Source organism: Spirillospora sp. NPDC029432, assembly GCF_040703975.1.
In the GTDB taxonomy this organism is placed as follows: Bacteria; Actinomycetota; Actinomycetes; order Streptosporangiales; family Streptosporangiaceae; genus Spirillospora.
Map to the genome: position 1 here is coordinate 248605 of NZ_JBEZWH010000002.1, position 23022 is coordinate 271626.

25 protein-coding genes are annotated in these 23022 nt (G+C 75.0%); 16 read left to right on the plus strand and 9 right to left on the minus strand.

Annotated elements, in window-relative coordinates:
- Nucleotides 1–17 precede the first annotated feature (17 nt).
- Together AB0881_RS02595 and AB0881_RS02600 are read right to left on the minus strand one after the other, a co-directional pair.
- On the minus strand, nt 18–845 hold the full coding sequence (locus tag AB0881_RS02595; RefSeq protein ID WP_366613689.1) for an enoyl-CoA hydratase-related protein: 828 nt from the start codon (nt 843–845) through the stop codon (nt 18–20).
- The gene (locus AB0881_RS02600; protein WP_366613690.1) at nt 796–1599 is read right to left on the minus strand and encodes a PaaX family transcriptional regulator C-terminal domain-containing protein; all 804 of its coding nucleotides are present in this window, start codon (nt 1597–1599) and stop codon (nt 796–798) included. Before AB0881_RS02600 ends, AB0881_RS02595 begins: the two co-directional genes overlap by 50 nt.
- A 158-nt stretch (nt 1600–1757) precedes the next feature.
- Between AB0881_RS02600 and AB0881_RS02605 the strand changes: the two genes are divergently transcribed.
- A complete protein-coding gene (locus AB0881_RS02605) occupies nt 1758–1925 on the plus strand; it encodes a DUF3117 domain-containing protein (RefSeq protein ID WP_151568744.1) in 168 nt (55 codons plus the stop codon).
- 208 nt (nt 1926–2133) lie between these two features.
- Nucleotides 2134–3639 carry a M17 family metallopeptidase gene (locus AB0881_RS02610; protein ID WP_366613691.1) on the plus strand — a complete coding sequence of 502 codons (1506 nt, stop codon included), beginning with the start codon at nt 2134–2136 and terminating at the stop codon, nt 3637–3639.
- Between the two features lie 50 nt (nt 3640–3689).
- Here AB0881_RS02610 and AB0881_RS02615 read toward each other — a convergent pair whose 3' ends face one another.
- Nucleotides 3690–4259 carry a hypothetical protein gene (locus tag AB0881_RS02615; protein ID WP_366613692.1) on the minus strand — a complete coding sequence of 190 codons (570 nt, stop codon included), beginning with the start codon at nt 4257–4259 and terminating at the stop codon, nt 3690–3692.
- A gap of 153 nt (nt 4260–4412) precedes the next feature.
- Complete coding sequence (locus AB0881_RS02620) at nt 4413–5015, minus strand: O-methyltransferase (RefSeq protein ID WP_366613693.1); 603 nt, start codon at nt 5013–5015, stop codon at nt 4413–4415.
- Nucleotides 5016–5225: 210 nt separating this feature from the next.
- On the opposite strand from AB0881_RS02620, the gene sigE reads away from it, so the two are divergent.
- The 5 genes from sigE (at nt 5226) to AB0881_RS02645 (ending at nt 10417) form a co-directional block, all read left to right on the plus strand.
- Nucleotides 5226–5981, plus strand: coding sequence for an RNA polymerase sigma factor SigE (sigE, locus tag AB0881_RS02625; protein ID WP_366613720.1), 756 nt, complete (start codon nt 5226–5228; stop codon nt 5979–5981).
- A gap of 54 nt (nt 5982–6035) precedes the next feature.
- Nucleotides 6036–6680, plus strand: a complete 645-nt coding sequence (locus tag AB0881_RS02630; RefSeq protein ID WP_366613694.1) for a zf-HC2 domain-containing protein — start codon at nt 6036–6038, stop codon at nt 6678–6680.
- A complete protein-coding gene (locus AB0881_RS02635) occupies nt 6677–7819 on the plus strand; it encodes a sigma-E factor regulatory protein RseB domain-containing protein (protein WP_366613695.1) in 1143 nt (380 codons plus the stop codon). Before AB0881_RS02630 ends, AB0881_RS02635 begins: the two co-directional genes overlap by 4 nt.
- 174 nt (nt 7820–7993) lie before the next feature.
- Nucleotides 7994–9955, plus strand: coding sequence for a trypsin-like peptidase domain-containing protein (locus tag AB0881_RS02640; protein ID WP_366613696.1), 1962 nt, complete (start codon nt 7994–7996; stop codon nt 9953–9955).
- A 96-nt stretch (nt 9956–10051) separates the two neighbouring features.
- Nucleotides 10052–10417 (plus strand): sec-independent translocase, encoded by a 366-nt coding sequence (locus AB0881_RS02645; protein WP_366613697.1) that lies wholly within the window; start codon nt 10052–10054, stop codon nt 10415–10417.
- A 136-nt stretch (nt 10418–10553) separates the two neighbouring features.
- Here the strand turns inward: AB0881_RS02645 and AB0881_RS02650 are convergent, their stop codons facing one another.
- On the minus strand, nt 10554–11693 hold the full coding sequence (locus AB0881_RS02650) for a P-loop NTPase (RefSeq protein WP_366613698.1): 1140 nt from the start codon (nt 11691–11693) through the stop codon (nt 10554–10556).
- A gap of 66 nt (nt 11694–11759) precedes the next feature.
- Between AB0881_RS02650 and AB0881_RS02655 the strand changes: the two genes are divergently transcribed.
- Entirely contained in the window at nt 11760–12215 is a 456-nt protein-coding gene (locus AB0881_RS02655) for a MarR family transcriptional regulator (RefSeq protein WP_366613699.1), read from the plus strand.
- A gap of 12 nt (nt 12216–12227) precedes the next feature.
- Here the strand turns inward: AB0881_RS02655 and AB0881_RS02660 are convergent, their stop codons facing one another.
- A complete protein-coding gene (locus AB0881_RS02660) occupies nt 12228–12725 on the minus strand; it encodes a DUF1003 domain-containing protein (RefSeq protein ID WP_366613700.1) in 498 nt (165 codons plus the stop codon).
- On the minus strand, nt 12722–14104 hold the full coding sequence (locus tag AB0881_RS02665; protein ID WP_366613701.1) for a CBS domain-containing protein: 1383 nt from the start codon (nt 14102–14104) through the stop codon (nt 12722–12724). The genes AB0881_RS02660 and AB0881_RS02665 overlap by 4 nt, the downstream gene beginning before the upstream one ends.
- A 120-nt stretch (nt 14105–14224) precedes the next feature.
- Here AB0881_RS02665 and AB0881_RS02670 point away from each other — a divergent pair, with 120 nt between their 5' ends.
- Complete coding sequence (locus AB0881_RS02670; RefSeq protein WP_366613702.1) at nt 14225–14800, plus strand: carboxymuconolactone decarboxylase family protein; 576 nt, start codon at nt 14225–14227, stop codon at nt 14798–14800.
- Nucleotides 14801–14811: 11 nt separating this feature from the next.
- Nucleotides 14812–15708 (plus strand): RNA polymerase sigma-70 factor, encoded by an 897-nt coding sequence (locus AB0881_RS02675; RefSeq protein WP_366613721.1) that lies wholly within the window; start codon nt 14812–14814, stop codon nt 15706–15708.
- Between the two features lie 25 nt (nt 15709–15733).
- Here the strand turns inward: AB0881_RS02675 and AB0881_RS02680 are convergent, their stop codons facing one another.
- Nucleotides 15734–16246: a hypothetical protein gene (locus AB0881_RS02680; protein WP_366613703.1), complete on the minus strand. Its 513-nt coding sequence runs from the start codon at nt 16244–16246 to the stop codon at nt 15734–15736.
- 44 nt (nt 16247–16290) lie between these two features.
- On the opposite strand from AB0881_RS02680, the gene AB0881_RS02685 reads away from it, so the two are divergent.
- Together AB0881_RS02685 and AB0881_RS02690 are read left to right on the plus strand one after the other, a co-directional pair.
- On the plus strand, nt 16291–17232 hold the full coding sequence (locus AB0881_RS02685) for a CoA ester lyase (RefSeq protein WP_366613704.1): 942 nt from the start codon (nt 16291–16293) through the stop codon (nt 17230–17232).
- A 93-nt stretch (nt 17233–17325) separates the two neighbouring features.
- The gene (locus tag AB0881_RS02690; RefSeq protein ID WP_366613705.1) at nt 17326–18732 is read left to right on the plus strand and encodes a lysostaphin resistance A-like protein; all 1407 of its coding nucleotides are present in this window, start codon (nt 17326–17328) and stop codon (nt 18730–18732) included.
- A 36-nt stretch (nt 18733–18768) separates the two neighbouring features.
- Here the strand turns inward: AB0881_RS02690 and AB0881_RS02695 are convergent, their stop codons facing one another.
- Nucleotides 18769–19167 carry an NUDIX domain-containing protein gene (locus tag AB0881_RS02695; RefSeq protein WP_366613706.1) on the minus strand — a complete coding sequence of 133 codons (399 nt, stop codon included), beginning with the start codon at nt 19165–19167 and terminating at the stop codon, nt 18769–18771.
- Between the two features lie 83 nt (nt 19168–19250).
- Between AB0881_RS02695 and AB0881_RS02700 the strand changes: the two genes are divergently transcribed.
- The 4 genes from AB0881_RS02700 (at nt 19251) to AB0881_RS02715 (ending at nt 23022) form a co-directional block, all read left to right on the plus strand.
- Nucleotides 19251–19901: a DUF6758 family protein gene (locus AB0881_RS02700; RefSeq protein WP_366613707.1), complete on the plus strand. Its 651-nt coding sequence runs from the start codon at nt 19251–19253 to the stop codon at nt 19899–19901.
- Nucleotides 19902–19940: 39 nt separating this feature from the next.
- Nucleotides 19941–20783: a PHP domain-containing protein gene (locus AB0881_RS02705; protein ID WP_366613708.1), complete on the plus strand. Its 843-nt coding sequence runs from the start codon at nt 19941–19943 to the stop codon at nt 20781–20783.
- Nucleotides 20784–20846: 63 nt separating this feature from the next.
- On the plus strand, nt 20847–22271 hold the full coding sequence (locus AB0881_RS02710) for a serine/threonine-protein kinase (protein ID WP_366613709.1): 1425 nt from the start codon (nt 20847–20849) through the stop codon (nt 22269–22271).
- Between the two features lie 40 nt (nt 22272–22311).
- Nucleotides 22312–23022, plus strand: a complete 711-nt coding sequence (locus AB0881_RS02715) for an MBL fold metallo-hydrolase (RefSeq protein WP_366613710.1) — start codon at nt 22312–22314, stop codon at nt 23020–23022.

Consider the following 23022-nt stretch of genomic DNA (forward strand, 5'->3'; position numbering starts at 1 on the left):
GGTGGTTCCCGGCGTCCCTAGCGGCCCTGGAAGACCGGCTGCTCCTTCTTCAGGAACGCCTCCGTGGCGTTGCGGTGGTCCTCGGTCTTCTCGCACCGGTCCTGGAGGACGGCCTCCATCTCCAGCGAGGAGGTCAGGTCGTGGCTCGCCGCGTGGTCCAGCGCCTCCTTGACGGCGGCGTACGAGCGGGTCGGGCCGGCGGCCAGCCGGCGGGCCAGCTCCACGGACGCGGGCGCCAGTTCGTCGGCCGGGACGAGCCGGGACACCAGCCCCAGCTCCAGCGCCTCGGGCGCCTTGACGGGCTCGGCGAGCAGCAGCAGCTCGGCGGCCTTCGCGCGGCCCACCAGCCGCTGCAGCGTCCACGACATCCCGCTGTCCGGCGCCAGGCCGATCTTGGTGAACGCGGTCGCGAACGACGACCTCTCCGAGGCGATCACCAGGTCGCAGGCGAACGCCAGCGCCGCGCCCGCCCCGGCGGCGACGCCGTTCACGGCCGCGACCACCGGCTTGGGCATTTTGGCCAGGCCCTCGACGACCGGGTTGTAGTGCTTGCGGACGGTGTCGTCCAGGCCCTTCCCGGACGCGAGGTTCCCGGCGTGCTCGCGCAGGTCCTGGCCGGCGCAGAACGCCCGCCCGGCACCGGTGAGCAGGACGGCCCGCACGGCGTCGTCCTCCGCCGCGCGCCGTACCGCCTCGCCCAGGGCCTCCTTCATCTCGACCGTCAGCGAGTTCATCGCGTCCGGACGGTTGAGCGTGATCGTGGCCACACCGTCGGTCAGGTCGTACAGCACCGTGTCAGACACCGTCGTCCTCGCAATCTCCACGTGGATCCTCCAGGCAACCATCGACGAACCGCCTCGCCGCGGGCAAGAGCCGGGCCGCGGCGTCGTCGAAGAAGCGTGCTGCCAGCATGCCCGGCCAGCCTTCCGGCAGCAGCTCCGGGGGCAGCCCTGGATCCTGGAACAGGAACTTGCGCCATTCGTGGACGAGCCGGCTCCGTACCGCGAACGCCTGCTCGTCGCTCTCCACCGGCCCCTCGGCCAGCATCTGCTCGGCGTCGGCCAGCCAGCGCTCGTACGCGCGCGCCAGGCCGTCCAGGTCCCAGGCCCGCGCGACCAGGCCGTGCGCGTCGCCCTCGTAGGCGGAGCCGAAGCGCTCGGCCCGGACGGACTCGGCGGCCAGCAGCGGGTCCAGCTCCGGGCTCGCGCGCGGGCCGATCCACGTGGTCTCGTCCAGCCGGGCGTAGCCGAGGTACGCCAGCCCCGCCGCGAGCCGGTCCCGGCGGGCGCGCTCGCGGACCCGCTCGACCACCAGGAGATGCCACCGGCCGTCCCACGGGCCCAGATCGCGGTAGATGCGGTGAGCGGCCTCGTCCAGGCGCCGGACGGCCCGCGGGGTGAGCCGGTAGCCGGGCCCGCCCGGCAGCCGCACCGGCTCCAGCCAGTCCTGCCGGACCATGCGCGAGACCGCGGTCCGTACGGCGGGAGCGGCCACCCCCAGCGGGGCCAGCAGCCTCACCAGCGCCGCGATCGGCGCCCTTCCGCCGCGCTCCCGCAGATGGTCGCCGTACAGATCGAACAGCGCCGAACGAGCGTTCATGGAGCCAGTCTCCAGGCCCCCGCTCGCTGATCGTTACCACTTCGCGCTCCGAACACGGGATAATGAACCATTACTGATGACGCGGATGCGACAGGCGGCCACGCGGCCAACGGTGCCCGGAGGCCCCACGCGGCCCTAGGCAGGAAGGGGATGCACGCATGGCGGCGATGAAGCCGCGGACGGGAGACGGTCCGCTCGAAGTGACCAAGGAGGGACGCGGAATCGTCATGCGGGTCCCTCTCGAAGGCGGCGGCCGCCTCGTGGTCGAGCTCTCCGCCGACGAGGCCAAGGAACTCGGCGACGCGCTCAAGGAAGTCGTGGGCTGAGCCCGCTGCAGGCAGGAACGCCGGTCGATCTCGCCGGGGGACCGGGGGCCGCTCCCCGGCCAGAGCCCGACCCGGATTCCTGAACGGTCACGGGTCCCGGCACGCGCGCCGGGACCCCCGCCGCTCCGCCCGATCCCTCGCAGCACCCTCGCAGCACCTTTCCGCAGGACCTTTCCGCACGACCAGAGCCCAGGGGGGAACCACCGCCATGCCCATCGAGACCCGGATCCAGGCCGCCGGGACGGACGTCATGGAGGCGGCCGGCCGGCTGGCGGCCGAGGTGGTGGCCCTGCCCGTACGCCCCGGCCCGGAGGCGCCCGAGGCGGCGGTGGCCGGAGCGCTCAAGGAGGCGTGGGAGGGGGCACTGGAGGAGGCGCTGCCCTGCACGCCGGCCGAGCTGCTCGCCCTGCACCGCGCCAAGGGCGAGCCCGGCGAGCTGACCTCCACCACCGCGCGGATCGGCGACCGGCCGTGCGAGCTGCTGCTGTACGGCGTCGGCGACGCCTCCCCGGCCGCGCTGCGCCGGGCGGGCGCCGCGCTCGCCCGCCGCGGCAAGGGCCGCGAGACGCTGGTCGCCGGGGTCCCGGACGGCGGCGACCTGGCCGCGCTCGCCGAGGGCGCGCTGCTGGGCTCGTACGGCTTCCGGATCGGTGCCGCGCCGCCCCGGCCCGCCCTGCGCACCCTCGCGCTGGCCGGGCCCGACACCGCCGCGATCGAGGCGGCCGCCGGGCGCGGCGGCCGGATCGCGCGCGCCGCCGCGCTGGCCCGTGACCTGGCCAACACCCCCGCCCGCGAGAAGGACCCGTCGTGGCTCGCCGCCAGGGCCGGCGAGATCGGCGCCGACGCCGGGCTGGCGGTCCGCGTCCGCGACGAGAAGGACCTCGTCGACGGCGGCTTCGGCGGCCTGCTGGCGGTCGGCGCGGGCTCGTCCCGCCCGCCCCGCCTGATCGAGATGTCGTACGAGCCCGAGGGCGGCGGCAGCGGACGGCACGTCGTGCTGGTCGGCAAGGGCATCACGTTCGACACCGGCGGGCTCTCGCTCAAGCCCAACGAGGGCATGAAGACGATGAAGACCGACATGGCCGGCGGTGCCGTGATCATGGCGGTGCTGGGCGCGCTGCGCGACCTCGGCGTCCGGGACCGGGTGACGGGCCTGGTCGCCGCCGCGGAGAACATGCCGTCCGGGTCGGCCATGCGGCCCGGCGACGTGATCACCCACTTCGGCGGCACCACCTCCGAGGTCCTCAACACCGACGCCGAGGGGCGCCTCGTCCTCGCGGACGCGCTCGCCTACGCCGACGCCGAACTCGACCCCGACGTTGTCGTGGACGTCGCCACCCTGACCGGCGCCGCCAAGGTCGCCCTCGGGCTGCGGCACGGCGCGCTGTTCGCCAACGACGACGCCCTCGCCGGCGCGCTGACCGAGGCGGGCACCGCGGCCGGGGAGCCCGTCTGGCGGCTGCCGATGGTCGAGGAGTACCGGCAGGGCATCGAGTCCGACGTCGCCGACGTCGCCAACATCGAGCGGCGCGGCTTCGGCGGCGGCTCGATCATGGCCGCGCTGTTCCTGCGCGAGTTCGTGGGCGACCGCACGTGGGCGCACCTGGACGTGGCCGGTCCCGGCCGCTCGACCGCCGACGACGGCGACCTGAGCAAGGGCGCCACCGGCTTCGGCGCCCGCCTGCTGCTCTCCTGGCTGACCACCGCCGCCTGACCGGCCGCCCGCGCCCGCTTGCGCCCGCCGCACCCCGCCGGACCCGCCGGTCAGCGGCGGCGGCGGTCGATCACCGGGATCTCGGCGCGGCGGCGGGCCTGGGAGACGATCTCCTTGAGGGAGGCGTCCCAGGCCGGCTCCACCGCGAAGCACCAGGCGGCCGCCTCCGCCGTCGCGGGCACGTCGGTGAGGGTCAGCGCCACCAGCTTCGGCCGCTCCGCCGTACGGGCCAGCTCGACCAGCTCGGCGGACGGCAGGAAGACCAGGTAGTCCTGCTCGCCGCGGCGCGTCCCCGGGACCCCGCGGCGCAGCGCGGTCATCGCCGCCACCTCCGGCCACGGCAGCGTGCGGTCCGCGCGGCGGGGGAGCGGCCAGCGGGCCGGGCGCAGCACCCCCTCGGCCGTCAGCTCCAGCACGGGCCGCCGCCCGAACACGCGTCCGGCGGCGGACAGGAGACCCGTGCCGAAAAGCGCCCCGCCGAGGGCGCCGAGCACCACGAAGACCATCGCGGCCGTACCGGATCCCGACAGCCCGCCCGCGACGAAACCCGCCGAGGCCAGCACCAGGATCAGGAACGCGAGCACCTGCCCGCCCCCGCGCCAGGTCGCCTTTACCCGCACCTGAAAAGGCGCCGCGCCATTATCGGCGGGCACGGGATCGGCCGCCTCGGGGGGAGCGTTTTCCGGTTCCCGTTCCGTGGTCCGTTCCTCGTCCTGCGCGGGTGCGGGGGGCTTGGTTCCGTCCATATGGGGGCTCACTCGCTCCGGAAGGCGTCAGTCGCGTTTGACCGCGCACAATAGGCCGTCGCCGACCGGGAGGAGAAGGGGCACCAGCCGCTCGTCCTCGCGGATCATCGCGTGCACCTCGCGGATCGCCACGGTGTCGGGGTCGCGCGCGGAGCGGTCGGCGACCCGGTCGCCCCACAGCGCGTTGTCGAACGCCACCACGCCCCCCGGCCGCAGCAGCCGCAGCGCCGCCGTCAGGTACTCCGGGTACTCGTGCTTGAGCGCGTCGCAGAAGACCATGTCGTACGCGCCGTCGGTGAGGCGCGGCAGCACCTCCAGCGCGCGGCCGGTGATCATGCGGGTGCGGGACGCGCCCAGCCCGGCCTCGGCGTACGCCTGCTTGGCCAGCCGCTGGTGCTCGGGCTCGACGTCCACGCTGGTCAGGACCGCGTCCTTGGCCATGCCGCGCAGCAGCCAGATCCCCGAGACGCCGCAGCCGGAACCGACCTCCACGACCGTCCGGGCACCGATCAGGGTCGCCAGGAACCGCAGGGCCGCTCCGCCGGCCGCCCCGATCGGCGCGGCGCCGACCTCCTGGCCGCGCCGCCGCGCGTTCAGCAATGGCTCGTCTTCGGGGAGGTACTCCTCCACGTAGGCCAGGGTGGCCTGACTGGCGTTGATGGCTGCCTCCTCGCGGGACCCCCGCCTGGCTCATGCTGGAAAGACCATATCGCTGGTCGGGAACCAACTGGCCTTTCATGACGTTCTACTTGACGTCGGTCCACAACCGCCCCAGCCCAGGCGCGACCGTGTCGTTCCAAAGCGACAGCGTTGGCCATCAGAGAGGAACAACCCGGCACCATGGGAGTGGCAGCACTTACATTTAAGGGCGCTGTGGGGGTAGGCCCCCGGCAGGGCGGCGGCCTGTCCGCCGCCGCCGGGCGCGGCCGGGAGGCCGCGGCGGCGCGGGACAACGCACCCGAGGCGGAATGGGCGCCTCCGTCCTGGGACGAGGTGGTCCGCGAGCATTCGGGGCGGGTCTACCGCCTCGCCTACCGGCTGACCGGCAACCAGCACGACGCCGAGGACCTCACCCAGGAGGTCTTCGTCCGGGTGTTCCGGTCGCTGTCCAACTACACGCCCGGCACGTTCGAGGGCTGGCTGCACCGGATCACGACCAACCTGTTCCTCGACATGGCCCGGCGCCGCCAGCGGATCCGCTTCGAGGGCCTGGCCGACGACGCCGCCGAGCGGCTGCAGGGCCGCGAGCCCACGCCGGCGCAGGCGTTCGACGACAACAACTTCGACGCCGACGTCCAGGCGGCACTGGACGCCCTGGCCCCCGAATACCGCGCGGCCGTCGTGCTGTGCGACATCGAGGGCCTGTCGTACGAGGAGATCTCGGCGACGCTGGGTGTCAAACTGGGTACGGTGCGCAGCCGGATCCACCGGGGCCGCGCGCAGCTGCGGGCCGCCCTGGAGCACCGGGCGCCGCTCCGCCGCCGCGGGACCGCGGCCGCCGGCACCGGCACGGGGGAGCTCGCCGGTGCCACCGCCGCGGGCGCCGTGGAGGCGGCGGCCGGGGCGACCGTTCCGGGCGGACCCGGGGGCGCGTAGCGAGACCGGCGCGCGAGAGACTGCGCGAGACCATCTGATCGACAAGGGAGCCGCGTGAGTTGTCTGGGGGAGCGTCTGACCGCTCTGGTCGACGGTGAGCTGGGGCATGAGGAGCGCGACCGCGCGCTGGCCCATCTCGCGTTGTGCGAGCGCTGCCGCTCGGAGGCCGACGCGCTGCGCAGCCTGAAGGGCCGGCTCCGGGGGCTGGGCGGCCTGCCCGCGTCCGACGGCGCCGATGATCTTCCCACGCCCGACTTCATGGCGAGGCTGCGCGGCATGGGCGCGCCCGGCGGCCCGGCGGCCGGTCCGGACGATCCGCCGCCGCCCGCCCGCCCGGCACGATCACGGGTCCCGGCCGGGCCCGTCCCCGTCCGGCCCGCGGGCGCGGCGCCCAGGCCCGCCGCGTCCCGGCCCCGCGACAACCGGCCCGCGGGCCGCGCCGCCCGCCCCGGCGGCCGCGGCGCCGGCGCCACCGCCGTCCTCTACCGGCCCTCCCGCCGCTACCTCGCCGTCGGCGCCGCCACGCTCGTGCTCGGGCTCGGCGCCGCCTCGTACGCCGCCGGCGGCCAGCGGGAGATCCCCACGGTGACCCCGGCGTTCGACCGGTTCGCCGTGGAGCACGCGCTGACCTCCGGGGACGTGCCGATGACCGAGCCGGTCGACGACCGCACCTCCGTACCGCCCGCGCCGGGGCCGTGATCGGGCGCTCCCCGGCCCGCCGGCCGGGGCGCCGCCGGCCGCCCCGGGGGCGGCTGCGCACCATGCTGGCGTGCGGCCTCGCCGCGGCGCTCGCGCTGGGCCTCGCGCCGGCGGCCGAGTCGCCGGCCCGCCGCCGGGACGCCGGCGACCCCGAGGCCGAACGGCTGCTGCGCGCCTCGGCCGACGCGGCGCGCCGGGTGCGGTTCGAGGGCCTCCAGTCCGTCACGGCCTGGACCGGCACCGCCGCCACGACCCGGCGCGTCCGGGTCGAGCACGCGCCCGGCGACGGCACCTACTTCACCCCCGAGCCGGCCGCGTCCGGCGGCGCGGCCGTCCAGGCGGGCTCCCGCTCCCGGAGCGGGACGTACGAGCCGGACACCCTCCCCGTCTGGAGCGGCGGCGTCGGCTTCACCGCGGAGACCCTGCGGCTCCTGGTCCGCAACTACACGCTCGTCCGGCGCCCCGACGGCGCGGTCTGCGGCCGTACGGCCCGGGTCGTGGAGGCGCGGCGCGCGGACGGCTCCGCCGCCGGCCGGTTCTGGCTCGACGCCGAGACCGGCCTGATGATGCGCCGCGAGCTGCTCGACACCGGCGGCCGGCGGGTCTCCGCCACGGGCTTCACCGAGATGCGCGTCCACGACGCGGCCGCACCCGGCCCCGCGGCCGCTCCCGCCGCCCGGGTACGGGCCGCCGTGCCGTGGCCGGACCGGCTCGACGGGCGCGACCTGGCGGCGCTGCGCGAGCGGGGCTGGCCGGTTCCGGGCGCGCTGCCGGGACGCCTGGCGCTGTACGACGCGCGCCGCCCCGCCACCGGAGAGCCGGGCGAGGCCGTCCACCTCAGCTACTCCGACGGGCTCACCGGCGTGTCGGTCTTCGTCCAGCGCGGCGGGCTCGACGAGAGCCGCATGTCCGGCTGGCGGCGCACGGGGAGCCGCGGCCGCACGGTGTACCGCCGGGACGCGCTCGAGCACTGGGCCGTCTGGTCGCGCGACGGGTACGTGTTCACGGTGCTCACCGACGCCCCTGGCGGCACCGCCGACGCCGTCGCGGCGGCGCTGCCCGGCCGGGAGGGGGCGTTGCGCGCGCGGCTGGCGCGAGGGTTCCGGCGGCTGCTTTCCTGGGTGGATCCCACCGGCTGACGGCGCGCGGCCGGTCCCGGGAATGATGTTATGGAACCTGGTACGCCGTTTACGCGCCCTACATAGCAGGATGGGCTCCCGCGAACGGGGTTGAGGGCCTTTTATGCTCATCACATGCCCCGCTGGGCACGATGAGCGCGATGACGAGAACCATGCTCGGTAGGAGAGATGGGGATGACGGAAGACAGCCGCGGGCCGGTCAGGTCGTCACTGGACGATGACGACCTGGACCAGGACGCCGGGCGGGCCCGGGAGGACGCGGCCGGCGCCGGTGGCGCGCAGGAGGCCGTGGACGATCCCCAGGACGATCACGGGGCCGCCGCCGTCCCGGACGACCGCGACGATCTCGACGACCCGGGCGCGCCCGTGACGGAGAAGCCGGTCGCGCTGGGCAAGGAGTCCCCGGGGATCTCCGACCGGCTGGTGGCGGGGTTCGCCCCGCCCGACTCGTACGGTCGCGACGACGACATCCCGGCCCCGCCGTCCCCGACGGCGGTGGACCAGCCCGTGCCGGAGGGCTCCGTCCCCGGCGACCCCGGCGCCGTACCCGGCCCGGGCGAGGCGCCCGTGCAGGGCGTCGTGCCGGACGGTGTCGTCCCGGACGGGCCGGTTCCGGACGGTCCCGTGCCGGGGAGTCCCGTGCCGGGGAGTCCCGTGCCGGGGGAGGCCGCGGCGTCCGCGATGCCGCCGCCCGGCGGGGACCCGGCCCGGCAGCGTCCCGGGTTCGTCCCGCACGGGTACGACCAGGACCCCCGGATGGCCGCGCACCAGCAGCCCGGGCAGCCCGGCGACCCGCGCGCCGCGGCACAGGGCGGCCAGGGCACGCCGTACGGGTGGCCGCCCCACCAGTCGCAGCGGCCGCCGCACGGCGGGACGCCGCTGGCCGGTCCGCCGCCGGGCGCACCGCCCGGAGCGGGGCCGATGGGCCCGCCCGGCGCCCGCCCGATGGGGCACCCGGGCATGCCCGGGCAGCCGCCCGGCGGGCCGAACTGGGCGCCGGTGCCCTCGCTGCCGTCCGCCTCGCGGGGCGGGCCCGGCCTGGGCGTGCTGGCCGTGGTCGCGCTGGTCGTGGCGCTGGTGGCCGGCGGCCTCGGCGCCGGGATCGGCGTGCTGGCGACCGGCGACGGCGACGAGCCGGGCAGCATCAGCCTCGGCGGCGGCTCCGGCGGCGGCCAGGCCAAGAACCGGCCGCCGGACTCGGTCGCCGGCATCGCGCAGAAGGTGCTGCCGAGCGTCGTGATGATCCGCGTGGCCGCGGCCGGCGGCGAGGGCGCCGGCGGCACCGGCTTCATCGTCAACGGCGGCTACATCATCACCAACAACCACGTGGTGGCGTCCGGCGGCTCCGGCGGCGAGATCCAGGTGGTCTTCAACGACAAGAAGACGCTGCCCGCCACGATCAAGGGCCGCGACCCCAGCTCCGACATCGCCGTGCTGAAGCCCGAGGGCGCGCACCGGCTGCCGGCGCTCCAGCTCGGCAACTCCGACGACCTCGCGGTCGGCGACCCGGTGATCGCCATCGGCTCGCCGCTCGGCCTGCAGGGCTCGGTCACCACCGGCATCGTCAGCTCGATGAACCGCGCGGTGCCGACCGGCGGCGAGGGCGGCGGGGACGCCTCGGTCCTCAACGCCATCCAGACCGACGCGGCGATCAACCCCGGCAACTCCGGCGGCCCGCTGGTGGACGGCAAGGGCCGGGTGATCGGCATCAACACCGCGATCGCCACCCTCGGCGGCCGCGGGCTGGGCGGGGAGAGCCAGAGCGGCAGCATCGGCCTCGGCTTCGCCATCCCGATCAACCAGGGCAAGCGGGTCGCCCAGGAGATCATCAACACCGGCGGCGCCCGCCGCGCCCAGCTCGGCATCGGGATGGACCAGCAGTACCAGGGCCCCGGCGTGAAGATCGCCACGCAGGCGCAGCAGGGCGTGCAGCCGATCGTCAAGGGCAGCGCGGCCGACAAGGCCGGGCTGCGCCCCGGCGACGTGATCACCAAGCTGGGCGACCAGCCGATCGAGGGGCCGGCCGACCTGTCGGCCCAGATCAGCAGCCGCGGACCCGGCGACAAGGTGAAGGTCACGTATCAGCGGGACGGCAAGGAGACGACGGTAGAGGTCACGTTGGGGCAGGCCAACTGAGGCCCTGCTGAGGCAGGGGTCCGGTTCGTCCGGACCGGGGATACGCTGGGGGGACCGGACCGCGGGGTCCGGCCCCCTTGGCGCGTGGAGGTCGGGTTGTTCGACGTCGGACTGGGCGAGATGCTGGTGCTCGTCGTGCTCGCCCTGGTCATCTTCGGGGACAAGCTCCCCCAGGCGGCCGGGCAGGCGGGCCGCGCGCTGCGGCAGCTGCGGCAGATGGCCAACAGCGCCAAGGCGGACCTGCAGGAGGGGCTCGGCCCGGAGTTCAAGGACTTCGACGTCGCCGACCTCAACCCCAAGACGTTCGTCCGCAAGCACCTGCTGGAGGACCACGACGACGACGTGCGCTCCAGCGGCGGCGGCTCCGGCGGCCTGTTCGACGACGAGCCGTCGTACGCGGCGGCCGCGGCCGGCGGCCTGGAGTACGGCGAGCGCCCGCCCTACGACAACGAGGCCACCTGAGACCACCTGAAGCCGCTCAGAGACGCTTAAGGCCACTTCAGGCCACTTCAGGCCACGCAGGGGCGACCAGAACGCGGAACGGCCCCTCCAGGAGTCCCTGGAGGGGCCGTTCGCGTGTGGCCTCTGTCAGCGGCGCCTAGCGGCCCTTGGGGGAGATGCCCAGCGACATGCCGGCCAGGCCGCGGGAACGGCCGCCCAGCGAGTCGGCGATCTTGCGCAGCTCCTTGGCCGCCTCGGCGTCGGGGTCCGACAGCACCAGCGGCGTGCCGGCGTCGCCGCCCTCGCGCAGCCGCGGGTCGATCGCCACCTGGCCCAGCAGCGGCACCCGGGTGCCGAGCGTCTGGGTCAGCGCGTCGGAGACCGTCTGGCCGCCGCCCGCGCCGAAGATGTCCTGGCGCTCGCCGCAGTGCGCGCAGGTGAGGTACGACATGTTCTCGATCACGCCGACGACCTGCTGGTGCGTCTGCGCCGCGATGGCGCCGGCCCGCTCGGCCACCTCGGCGGCGGCCTGCTGCGGCGTGGTGACCACCAGGATCTCCGCGGACGGCAGCAGCTGGGCCACCGAGATCGCGATGTCGCCGGTGCCGGGCGGCAGGTCCATCAGCAGGATGTCCAGGTCGCCCCAGTAGACGTCGGCGAGGAACTGCTGCAGCGCGCGGTGCAGCATCGGCCCGCGCCAGACCACCGGCTGGTTCCCGGCGGTGAACATGCCGACGGAGATCACCTTCACGTCGTGCGCCGACGGCGGCATGATCATGTCGGCGACCTTGGTCGGCGGGGCGTCCACGCCCAGCATCCGCGGCACCGAGTGGCCGTAGATGTCGGCGTCGACCACGCCCACCTTGCGGCCCTGGGCGGCCAGCGCGGCGGCCAGGTTGACGGTCACCGACGACTTGCCGACGCCGCCCTTGCCGCTCGCCACGGCGTACACCTTGGTCAGCGAGTTGGGCTTGGCGAACGGGATCTCCTTGGCGGGCTCGCCGCCGCGCAGCTTGGTCTGCAGCGCCTTGCGCTGCTCCTCGCTCATCACGTCCAGCTCGACGGAGACGGACGCGACGCCGTCCAGCCGCTCGACGGCCTCGGTGACGGTCCTGGTCAGCGTGTCCTTCATCGGACACCCGGCCACCGTCAGGAAGATGCCGACGCTGACCGCGCCGTCCGGCGCGATGTCGACGCTCTTGACCATGTCGAGCTCGGTGATGGGCTTGCGGATCTCAGGATCGTTCACCGTGGCGAGCGCCTCGGTCACCTGCTCGATCGTCAACTGGGAGGCCATGTACCCATGGTATGAACTCCGCGGGGGTGCCCGCGCACCGCCCCGCGCGCGCGTACCATTCGGGTCGTGACAACGCCGTCCGGCACCATCGTCTCGGCCGCCGAGCTGACCGTGTGGCGCGCCATGCTGCGCGGCCAGGTCCGGATCTCGCGCCGCCTCCAGGCCGATCTGCTGGCCGGGCACGACCTGGCGCTGGGCGCCTACGACGTGCTCGTCCACCTGGGCGAGCAGCCCGGCGGCCGGCTCCGGATGAACGACCTCGCCGACCGGGTGCTGCTGTCGCGCAGCGGGCTGACCCGGCTGATCGACCGGATGCAGCGCGAGGGCCTGGTGATCCGCGAGTCCTGCCCGAGCGACGCGCGGGGCCTGTACGCGGTGCTCACCGACCGCGGCCGGGACCGCCTGGAGGCCGCGACGCCCACGTACCAGCGGGGCGTCCGGGAGTACGTCCTGAGCCGCCTGGACGACGCCGACCTGCGGGCGCTGGCGGGCGTCCTGGCGAAGCTGTCGGACGAGCCCTGACGCCGCCCGCCGCTACGAGAGCGTGGAGTGCGACTCCTTGCGCTCCCCGTCCAGCTCCCTGATCATCTGCTGGAGCTCCGAGCGCAGGAAGTCCCGGGTGGCGACCTCGCTGATCGCCAGCCGCAGCCCGGCGATCTCCCGGGTGAGGTACTCGGTATCGGCGATCGTGCGGTCGTTGCGGGCCCGGTCCTGCTCGTACTGGACGCGGTCGCGGTCGTCCTGGCGGTTCTGCGCCAGCAGGATCAGCGGCGCCGCGTACGACGCCTGGAGCGAGAGCATCAGCGTCAGGAAGATGAACGGGTACTCGTCGAAGCGCAGCGCGGGCGGCGCCAGCACGTTCCAGCCGATCCAGACCGCCACGAACGCCGTCATGTAGACCAGGAACCGGGCGGTGCCGAGGAACCGGGCGATCCGCTCCGACAGCCGGCCGAACGACTCGGGGTCGTAGTGCGGGCGCGGCAGCAGGGTGCGGCGCAGCTCCCGCGGCTGGTCCAGGCGTGGCGTCGTCATGGTGGCGTCCCCCGATCGGTCGGTCTCGGCTCGCCCGGGCCGGCCCGGCCGCCGCGCAGGGCCTCCTCCTCGGGATCGCCGGACAGCTCGGCGGAGGCGTCCATGACGGCCTCCCGCCAGTCGTCCGGCAGCAGGTGGTCGAGCACGTCGTCGATGGTGACGGCGCCGAGCAGGTGGCCGTTGTCGTCCACCACGGCGCCCGCCACCAGGTTGTAGGTGGCCAGGTAGATCGCCACGTCCTGGAGCGGCATCGTCGGCCGCAGCGGGTCCAGGTCGCTGTCCACGATCCCGGCGACCAGGGTCGGCGGGGGCTCGCGCAGCAGCCGCTGGAAGTGCACGGTGCCCAGGTAGCGGCCGGTGGGCGTGGCGGTCGGCGGCCGGCACACGTACACCTGGGCGGCCAGCGCCGGGTTGAGGTCCGGGTTCCGGATGCGGGCCAGCGCGTCGGCGACGGTCGCGTCCGGCGGGACGATCACCGGGTCGGTGGTCATCAGGCCGCCCGCGGTGTTCTCCGCGTACGTCAGCAGCCGCCGCACCGGGGCCGCCTCCTGCGGCTCCATCAGCGTCAGCAGCCGCTCGCGCTGCTCGGTGGGCAGCTCGCCGAGCAGGTCGGCGGCGTCGTCGGCCTCCATCGCCTCCAGGACGTCGGCGGCGCGGTCCACCTCCAGCCGTTCCAGGATCTCGATCTGGTCGTCCTGCGGCAGCTCCTCCAGCACGTCGGCGAGCCGCTCGTCGTCCAGCGCGGCCGCGACCTCGCCGCGCCGCTTCGCCGGCAGCTCGTGCACGATCCCCGCCAGGTCGGCGGGGCGCATCTTCTCGAACGCGGCGAGCAGCCCGGCGGCGCCCTGGCCGTGCTCGACGGCCGAGAAGCCGTGCACGGCGTCCCAGTCGACGACGAACGTCTCGCCGCCGCGCCGCAGGCCGGGCCCGCGCATCCGGCCGGGACGCCCGTTCCGCCCGGCGCGGCCGCGGCCACGGCGGACGGCCACCTTGGAGACCAGCCAGTCGCGGGTCCTGGTCGGCTCGATCGCCACGTCCACCACGCCGACCGCCTCGCCGGTCTCGGTCAGCCGCACGGTCCGGTCCAGCATCTCGGCGAGGACCAGCGTCTCGGACTCGCGCTGCTGGAAGCGGCGCACGTTCAGGCGGCCGTCGAACACGATCGCGTCCGCCTCGATCACGGTGACCCGGGTGATCGGCAGGAAGACCGGGCGGCGCGGCGAGACCTCCACCACCAGGCCGAGGACCCGCGGCGGCCGGGAGCCCAGGCGCAGCGCCACCACGACGTCGCGGACCCGGCCCACCTGGTCGCCGGCCGGGTCGAAGACGGCGATGCCGGCGAGCCGCGCGACGAACACCCGCGTCGGAGTCCCGGTCATGGGAGGGACATTACCCACGATCTTGGACCTCATCCGAGGCCGCCGGGTGAACGGAGGGCATGTCACATCCGTCCGGGGCCGCCCGTCCTTGGGGTGACAGCGACGAAACGGAGGACCGACATGTCCCGCATCTCCCTCGACCCGCCGCGGAACCTGCGCTACCGGATCGCGACCTGGCTGATGCGCCGCAAGTTCGGCGCCGAGCTGGACCCGGCCCGCGCCATGGGGCACCACATGGGGGTCGCGACCGGATACGGCATCCTGGAGGCCCAGGCGCTGGGCTGGAAGGCGGTGCCGCACCGGCTGAAGGACCTGGCGGTCATGGCCAGCGCGGTCCGGATCGGCTGCTCCTGGTGCGTCGACTTCGGCAGCTGGGAGTCGACGACCCACGGCGTCCCGCTGGAGAAGCTGGAGGCCGTGCCGCACTGGCGCGACAGCGACCTGTTCGACGAGGAGGAGCGGCTGGTCATGGAGTACGCCGAGGCGATGACGGCCGACCCGCCCGAGGTCACCGACGAGCTGACCGCCGCGCTGCGCCGGTTCCTGTCCGAGCGGCAGCTGGTCGAGCTGACCATGATGATCGCGCTGGAGAACCTGCGCTCCCGCTTCAACGCCGCCGCCGGCCTCACCGGGCAGGGCTTCAAGGACCGCTGCGAGATCCCGGCCCGCCCGCCGGAAGGGACCGTGGCGCGGTGACGGAGCCCCGGATGCGGCCGGAGCACACCGCGTTCGAGGAGCACCGCGGGCTGCTGTTCGCGGTGGCGTACCGGATGCTGGGGACCGCCGCCGACGCCGAGGACACCGTCCAGGACGCCTGGCTCCGCTGGTCGGCGGCGGACCGGTCGGGCGTGGACGATCCGCAGGCGTACCTGGTGCGGATCACCACCAACCTGGCGCTGGACCGGCTGCGCTCGGCCCGCGCGCAGCGCGAGACCTACGTCGGCCCGTGGCTGCCGGAGCCGATGCTGACCGCGCCGGACGTGGCCGAGGACGCCGAGCTGTCGGAGTCGGTGTCGATGGCGATGCTCGTGGTGCTGGAGACGCTCAGCCCGCTGGAGCGCGCGGTGTTCCTGCTCAAGGAGGTCTTCGGCTTCCCGTACGGGGAGATCGCCGCGGCGGTCGACCGGTCCGAGGCGGCCGTCCGGCAGCTCGGCACCCGGGCCCGCAAGCACGTGGAGGCCCGCCGGCCCCGGTTCGGGACGGACCGGGCCGAGCGCCGGGCCGTGACCGAGCGGTTCCTGGAGGCGGCGCTGGGCGGCGACCTCAACGCGCTCATGGAGGCGCTGGCCCCCGACGTGACGCTGTGGAGCGACGGCGGCGGCAAGGTCCGGGCGGCGCTGCGGACGATCCACGGCGCGGACAAGGTGGCGCGCTGGCTGGCGGCCGTGGCGGCGCTGCCGCTCGCCGGCGTCGAGCCCGCGGAGATGCGGATGCGGCGGGCCGAGATCAACGGCGTGCCGGGCGTGGTCGTCGACGGACCGGACGGCCCCCTCTCCACGATCACGCTGGACGTCGGCGACGACGGCCTGGTGCACGCCGTCCACCTGGTGGCCAACCCCGACAAGCTCCGCGCGATCGGCCGCAACCGCGAGCTGCCGATGTGAGCGCGCGTGCCGGGCGGGCCGCGGGCTAGCGGTCCGCCTTCCGGCGCCGGCCGCCGATCATGCGCGGCGGCGGGCCCGCGGTCGTGGCCGGGGTCGGCACGGGCCGCACGCTCGCGTAGCCGTCCCCGTACCCGCCCGGCCCCTCGGCCACCTCATCGGTCGGGACCAGCCGGACGACGTACGACTCCTCCGCCCACCGCTCGGTCTGGCCCTCGTGCGACGCCGCGTTCAGCCGGTCCTTGGCCAGCAGCGGCGTGACCTCGTCCCACAGCGGGGTGCCGGGCTCGACGCGCTCGCAGGCCGCGACGAACGAGATCAGCCGCCCGCCCTTGTCCTTGCTCCGCAGCGTGACCCGCACCCGCTCGGCCTCCGGCAGGCCGGGCATCGGCTGCTCGCCCTCGCCGCCGGTCAGCACGTACGCCGCGCCGTCGTGCCACAGGTGCCAGGCCGCGCGCGGCTGCGGCAGATCGGGCAGGTGGAGCCAGAGCAGCCCCGACTTCTTGGCCGCCTCCGCGATCAGCGCGCTGGAGTCCGTCATGGCCGCCAGAATCCCACAACGGGCCGGTCGATAACATCCGCGGCATGCGTTCGCGACGTACGACCCTTGCGGTCCCCGGCAGCAATCCCCGCTTCATCGAGAAGGCGCAGGGCCTCCCCGCCGACGAGATCTTCCTGGACCTGGAGGACGCGGTCGCGCCGGACGTCAAGGAGCGGGCGCGCGGGAACGTCGTCGCCGCGCTGAACGAGGGCGACTGGGCGGGCAGGATCCGCGTCGTCCGGATCAACGACCTGGAGACTCGCTGGGCGTACCGGGATGTGATCGAGGTCGTGGAGGGCGCCGGCCGCAACCTGGACTGCGTGATGCTGCCCAAGGTCCAGGACGCCTCCCACGTCCAGTGGCTGGACCGGCTGCTGACCCAGATCGAGCGGGCGATGGGGTACGAGGAGGGCCGGATCGGGATCGAGGCCCAGATCGAGGACGCCCGCGGCATGGTGAACATCGACGCGATCGCCGCGTCGTCGCCGCGGCTGGAGACGCTGGTGTTCGGGCCGGGCGACTTCATGGCCTCGATCAACATGAAGACGCTGGTGGTGGGGGAGCAGCCGCCCGGCTACACCGAGGGCGACGCCTACCACTACATCCTGATGCGCATCCTGCTGGCGGCCCGCGCGCACGGCCTCCAGGCCATCGACGGGCCGTACTTCAACGTCCGGGACGTCGAGGCGTTCACCCGGGTGGCGCGGCGGTCGGCGGCGCTGGGCTTCGACGGCAAGTGGGTCCTGCACCCGTCGCAGGTGGACGCGGGCAACGAGGTCTTCTCCCCGGCGCAGGACGACTACGACCACGCCGAGCTGATCCTGGACGCGTACGACCACTCCACCCGGGTCGAGGGGCGCGGCGCCGCGATGCTGGGCGACGAGATGATCGACGAGGCGTCCCGGAAGATGGCGCTGGTCATCGCCGCCAAGGGCCGGGCCGCCGGGCTGTCCCGGACGCGGACGTTCGAGCCGCCGGAGAAGTGAGCGGCCGGGCCGCGGCCGCGACGGGCGGCGCCGCGCGGCACGTACGATTCGACGCAGGGCCAGAGATTCCGTAACAGTTCCAGGAGGTCGCGCGTGTCGGATCCGGCGGACAACGGCTGGGCCCCGCCCGATCCGGGGCGGGACCCGTCCCGCGAGCGGCCCGAGCAGCACGCGCGGCCCGAGCCGCAGGAGCCGCCCGAGCGGCCCGAGGGGTACGGGAGCGCCGCGGCTCCGGAGCCGCCGGCTCCGGAAGGCTGGCCGGGCCCCGGCCAGTACCCGCAGGCGCAGCAGCCCCAGGCGCAGCCGCAGCCGTACCCCCACCCGTACGGGGCGCAGCAGCCCTACGGGCAGCAGCAGCCGTACGGGCAGCAGCAGCCGGAGCCTTACGGGTATGCCCAGTTCGTCCCGGGCTACGGCTACGCGCCGCCGGCCAAGCGCCCCTGGACGGTGCCGCCGCGGCCGGGTGCCCAGTACCACCACATGGCGCGGACCGACGTCCACCGCTGGTGGCGGCCCCTGGTCGGGTCGCTGGTCATCGTGGCCGCCGGCATGGCGGTGGTGATGGTGGTCGGCATCGTCGCGATGGTCGTCGCGGCGCTGGTCACGGGGGAGCTCCCCACCGGGACGGGCGAGGGCGGCACGATCCTCGGCGACCAGGTCGCCGATCTGGCGCTCAACCTGGGCGCGCTGGGCCTCTTCCTGCCGATCGTGCTGCTGGTCCCGTGGTGGATCCAGCGGCGGCGGCCCGGCACGCTGTCGTCGGTGGCGGGACGGCTCCGGTGGCGCTGGCTGCTGGCCTGCGCCGGGGTGGCGGTGCTGTTCTGCGTGGTGTCGTTCGGCATGTCGCTGCTGGCGAGCATGAGCGTGAACGAGCCGGTCGTCGAGGAGGAGAAGTTCGTCGGCTGGGGCCGGTTCCTCCTCGCCGCCGCGGTGATCCTCGCGCTGGTGCCGTTCCAGGCGTCCGCCGAGGAGTACGTGTTCCGCGGCTGGCTGCTCCAGGGCATCGGCGCGTGCACGCTGGAGAACGCGCGGAGCCGCGCCGGGCAGGCGTTCAGCAGGGTGTTCCGGACGCCGTGGCCGGGCATCGCGGCCGGTTCGGCGGTCTTCATGTCGCTGCACGGCTACACCGGCTTCGGGATGCTGGACGTCTTCCTCTTCGGCGCCGTCGCGGGCTGGCTGACCGTGCGCACCGGCGGCCTGGAGGCGGCGATCGCGCTGCACGTCCTCAACAACATCATGGCGTTCATGTTCCCGGCGGCCGTGGGCGAGCTGACCATCGAGCAGGGCGCGGTGGCCTGGCAGTACGTGGCCGCCGACGTGGTCTCGATGGCGCTGTACGCGGCGGCCGTGGCCTGGCTGGCCCGGCGGCTGCGGGTCCGGCGGACGGTGGCGGACCCGTCCGCCCCCGCCGCCGTTCCGGCCGGGGCGCCCGCGGCCGCGGTGGACACCCCGCCGGGGACGCCGCCGTTCGGCGCCGGTCAGGAAGCCGCCGAGCGCTGAACCCCTCGTAGCGGGGAGAACCTCCTGCGCGCAGACCTAGAGAAGGCCCCAATCGGTGAGGGCCGTGATGACCCCCGGAGCCGTGGGAAGGGAGCGGAGCTCGCCGGGCGTGAACCAGCGGGCGTCGGCGGCGTCGTCCCCGGCCGCCAGGACGCCGCCCTCCGCCGTGACCGCGTAGTCGTGGATCTCGTACACGACCCCGCCGGGCCCGGGCCGCTCCACGGTGCCCACGTGCGCGCCCACCGCGACGTCCAGCCCGGTCTCCTCGCGCATCTCGCGGACCACCGCGGCCGCGTCGCTCTCGCCCGGCTCCACCCGGCCGCCCGGGATCGACCACAGCCCCGCCGCCGGGGCGTGCCCCCGCCTGATCATCAGCAGCCGGCCCGACCCGTCCACGGCGATCCCGCCCACGCAGCGCACCCTCGTCACCTTCACCCCACTATTTTGTGCCCCTTTTCCGCCGCGTTGAGCTGGGAGATCTTGACGCGGCGCCGCCCCACCACGCACTGTTGGTAGCCATGAGGGCGGAGCCCACGTGCCCACGCTGCGGTGGGCGGCTGCGCGCGCCCAGCCTCTGGTCGAGCGACTGGAACTGCGGCGTGCACGGCGCCGTACTGCCGAGACAGCCGCCGAAGCGGCCCAGCGCCGAGGGGCTCGCGGCGGTCCTGCGCGACGCCCGGGTCCCGGTCTGGGTCCCCTGGCCGCTTCCCAAGGGCTGGCTGGTCACCGGATTCTGCGCGGTCGGCGACGACCGCAGCGGCGGCCGCGCCTGCACGGTCGCGCTGTCGGGCCCCGGCCTGCTCAGCGGCGGCCCCGCCGACCTGCTCGTCATCGCCGAGGAGCCGGGCGTCGGGCTCGGCGCGTTCTACGCCGGGCTGGACTCGACCGACCCCGGCGACGTGTTCGACGGCAGCCCGCCGCACGGCAAGCTCGACGTCCAGGGCCCCACCGCCACCAGCGGCCACTCGGTCCCCATGTGGGCGGTGCCGTCCGGACCCGACCGCGCCGTGTACGTGGGCGAGGCCATGGGCGACTGGCTCTGGATGATCCTCTGGCCCGCCGAGGCCGGGGTGTTCCTGCTGGACCGCCCCCACCTGCTCGATCTCCGCGAACCCGGGATGCAGCCGGACCTGCCGTACGGCGCGTTCAGCCCCCGCCTCCAGGACTGAGCGCGGCCGCGCCCGCCGCCCTGCTGGTAGGAACGGGGCATGCGGATCGACCTGCACAGCCACAGCACCGCCTCCGACGGCACCCGGCCGCCCGCCGAGGTCGTCCGGCGCGCCCGGGACGCCGGTCTCGACGTCCTCGCGCTCACCGACCACGACACGGTCGCGGGCTGGGCCGCCGCCCGGGACGCCCTCCCGGACGGGCTGGCGCTGGTCCCGGGCATCGAGCTGTCCTGCCGGCACGACGGCCGCAGCCTCCACCTGCTCGGCTACCTGTTCGACCCCGACGCGCCCGGCCTGGCCGCCGAGCTGGCCCGCATCCGCGAGCACCGGCTCGGCCGGGCGCGCGGCATGGTCGACCGGCTGCGGGAGCTGGGCGCCGACGTCTCCTGGGAGCGGGTACGGGAGCTGGCGGGCGGCGAGTCGGTCGGCCGTCCGCACGTCGCCCGCGCGATGGTCGAGGCCGGGGTCGTCGCGGCCGTGGACGAGGCGTTCACCCCCGAGTGGATCGGCTCCGGCGGCCGCGCCCACATCGGGCCGTACCCGCTGGATCCGGTCCGCGCCGTGCGGCTGATCCGGGAGGCCGGCGGCGCCGCCGTGCTGGCCCATCCGCGCGCCCGCCGGCGCGGCTACCTGTTCGGCGACGAGGTGATCGAGGAGCTGGCCGCGGCCGGACTCGCCGGCGTCGAGGCCGACCATCCCGACCACGCCCCCGAGGACCGCGCCCGGCTGCGCGCGGTCGCCGCCGCGCTGGGCCTGCTCACCACCGGCTCCAGCGACGACCACGGCGCCATGACCGGCGACCGGCTCGGCAGCGAGACCACGGCCCGCGCGGACTACGAGGCCCTCCTGGACGCCGCCGGCGCGCGGGCCGCGTTCTCGTGAACCCGGCGGCGCCGCCCATCGCGCTGCGACTACGATCCTGCCGTTGACGGCGGAAGGACGGGAATGTCAGACGTGGCGTCACTGCTGCCCGAGGATCCCCGGCGGATCGGCCCGTACGAGCTGCGCGGCCGCATCGGCCAGGGCGGCCAGGGCGTGGTCTACCTCGGCGCCGCCGCGTCCGGAGACCCTGTCGCGGTCAAGCTGCTGCAGGCGTCGCTGCGCGGCGACGACCCGGCCCGCGCGCGGTTCGTCCGCGAGCTGTCGGTGGCGCGCCGGGTGGCCCGCTTCTGCACCGCCCAGGTCCTGGACGCCGACATCGACGGCGACCGCCCGTACATCGTCAGCGAGTACGTCGAGGGCCCGTCCCTCGCCGAGGTCGTGGCGGAGAAGGGCCCGCTGCCGGGCGCCCAGCTGGAACGCCTCGCCATCGGCACCGCCACCGCGCTGGCCGCCATCCACCAGGCAGGGATCGTCCACCGCGACTTCAAGCCCGCCAACGTGCTGCTCGGCCAGGACGGCCCGCGCGTGATCGACTTCGGTGTGGCCAAGGCCCTGGACCCCGGCTCCACCGGCTCCAGCGCGGTCGTGGGGACGCCCTCGTACATGGCCCCCGAGCAGGTGGGCGCCGAGTCCGTCGGCCCGCGCGCCGACGTGTGGGCGTGGGCCGCGACCGTGGTGTACGCCGCCACCGGCCGGCCGCCGTTCGGCAACGACACGATCCCGGCCGTGATGGGCCGCATCCTGAACGCCGAACCCGCCCTCGGCGACACTCCCGAGCCGCTCCGCGAACTCGTCCGGCTGGCCCTGAGCAAGGACCCCGAGGCCCGGCCCGCGTCCGCCGACCTGCTGATGCGCCTGATCGGGCACTCCGGCGAGCCCACCGAGATCATGGCCGAGGGCCGCACCCTCGCCGCCACCCGCCCCGACGGCACCCGCCTGCTCGCCCCGTCCGCGCCGCCCGCCCCGCCGGCCGATCCGCCCACCGCCGTGCAGCCCGCCACAGGGGACCCCGTCTCGGGGCCGCCGTCCGCCGGCAACCGCTGGGTGCCCACCGCGATCTCCGTCGTCGCCGTCCTCATCGCGATCGGCGCCGTCTTCTGGGCCGTCAGCAAGGAGTCCGGAGCCGAGCGGGAGCGTCCCGGCGCCGCCGGGTCGTCCCAGGCGGCGTCCGCCGGGACCGGCTCCGCGGCCCCGTCCTCCCGGTCCGCCTCCAGGCCGGCCGGCCCCCGCCTGCTGGTGAGCCCCGTCGGGGAGCTGAAGGTGGAGGAGAAGGGATCGGCGGTGACCGTCACGCTCACCGCCGAGGGCGGCACCGTCGAATGGCGGACCGAGGACGTCACCGACGTGACCGTCAGCCGCGCGTTCGGCACGCTCAAGAGCGGCCAGACCGCCCAGGTGAAGATCGCCCTGACGGGGCCGTACAGCGGCTACGTCGATTTCGAGGCCGAGGGCACTCCCAGCCAGCGGGTGGCGCTGAGCGCCGTCTGATCCGCCCATCCGGTCGCGGGCGCGCGATAGGGTGCGGGGCGTGGACGCGCGCATCGAACAGGTTGTGACGTCGGGGACGCTGACCCTGGACGACACCGAGTACGACGTCGAGAGCAACACCTACATCGTCGGCGACGACGACGAGGTCATCGTGATCGACCCGGCCTACGACGCCGACGCCATCCTCAAGGAGGTCGGGGACCGGGAGGTCATGGCCGTCATCCTCACCGACGGCAACGAGCACCACCTCGGCGTGGTGCTCGAGGTGGCCGCCGCCGGCGAGGAGGACGAGGAGAACTGGGCGCCGATCGCGCTGCACCGCGCCGACCGGCTGCTGTGGCGCGACTACTTCGGCCGCCTCGCCAAGGACGAGGAGGACGAGGACGACGCCAAGGCGCTGCGGTCGCTGGAGCCGGACATCTGGCTGGAGGACGGCGGGATCTTCGAGATCGCCGACGCCCAGCTGGAGATCGTGCACACCCCCGGGCACACCCCGGGCGCGGTCTGCGTGATCAGCGAGCAGCTCGGCCTGCTGTTCTCCGGCGACACGCTGCACCGCGGCCGGCCCGGCTCGATCGGCGGCGCCTTCGAGGACCTGCGCAAGCAGCTCAACTCGATCGGGGCCCTGCTCACCCCGCTGCCCAAGGACCTGCGGGTCCTGCCGGGCCAGGGCGAGGAGACCACGGTCGGCGACGAGGACGCCCGCTGGGAGAGCTGGGGCGAGCTGGCCCGCGAGAGCGACGACGGCTGA

What these genes read in the sequence shown, in the direction of transcription:
- AB0881_RS02595 (WP_366613689.1), bottom strand. Translation starts at nt 845, where the DNA reads ATGGTTGCCTGGAGGATCCACGTGGAGATTGCGAGGACGACGGTGTCT.
- AB0881_RS02600 (WP_366613690.1), bottom strand. Translation starts at nt 1,599, where the DNA reads ATGAACGCTCGTTCGGCGCTGTTCGATCTGTACGGCGACCATCTGCGG.
- AB0881_RS02605 (WP_151568744.1), top strand. Translation starts at nt 1,758, where the DNA reads ATGGCGGCGATGAAGCCGCGGACGGGAGACGGTCCGCTCGAAGTGACC.
- AB0881_RS02610 (WP_366613691.1), top strand. Translation starts at nt 2,134, where the DNA reads ATGCCCATCGAGACCCGGATCCAGGCCGCCGGGACGGACGTCATGGAG.
- sigE (WP_366613720.1), top strand. Translation starts at nt 5,226, where the DNA reads ATGGGAGTGGCAGCACTTACATTTAAGGGCGCTGTGGGGGTAGGCCCC.
- AB0881_RS02640 (WP_366613696.1), top strand. Translation starts at nt 7,994, where the DNA reads ATGACGGAAGACAGCCGCGGGCCGGTCAGGTCGTCACTGGACGATGAC.
- AB0881_RS02650 (WP_366613698.1), bottom strand. Translation starts at nt 11,693, where the DNA reads ATGGCCTCCCAGTTGACGATCGAGCAGGTGACCGAGGCGCTCGCCACG.
- AB0881_RS02660 (WP_366613700.1), bottom strand. Translation starts at nt 12,725, where the DNA reads ATGACGACGCCACGCCTGGACCAGCCGCGGGAGCTGCGCCGCACCCTG.
- AB0881_RS02665 (WP_366613701.1), bottom strand. Translation starts at nt 14,104, where the DNA reads ATGACCGGGACTCCGACGCGGGTGTTCGTCGCGCGGCTCGCCGGCATC.
- AB0881_RS02670 (WP_366613702.1), top strand. Translation starts at nt 14,225, where the DNA reads ATGTCCCGCATCTCCCTCGACCCGCCGCGGAACCTGCGCTACCGGATC.
- AB0881_RS02675 (WP_366613721.1), top strand. Translation starts at nt 14,812, where the DNA reads ATGCGGCCGGAGCACACCGCGTTCGAGGAGCACCGCGGGCTGCTGTTC.
- AB0881_RS02680 (WP_366613703.1), bottom strand. Translation starts at nt 16,246, where the DNA reads ATGACGGACTCCAGCGCGCTGATCGCGGAGGCGGCCAAGAAGTCGGGG.
- AB0881_RS02685 (WP_366613704.1), top strand. Translation starts at nt 16,291, where the DNA reads ATGCGTTCGCGACGTACGACCCTTGCGGTCCCCGGCAGCAATCCCCGC.
- AB0881_RS02700 (WP_366613707.1), top strand. Translation starts at nt 19,251, where the DNA reads ATGAGGGCGGAGCCCACGTGCCCACGCTGCGGTGGGCGGCTGCGCGCG.
- AB0881_RS02705 (WP_366613708.1), top strand. Translation starts at nt 19,941, where the DNA reads ATGCGGATCGACCTGCACAGCCACAGCACCGCCTCCGACGGCACCCGG.
- AB0881_RS02710 (WP_366613709.1), top strand. Translation starts at nt 20,847, where the DNA reads ATGTCAGACGTGGCGTCACTGCTGCCCGAGGATCCCCGGCGGATCGGC.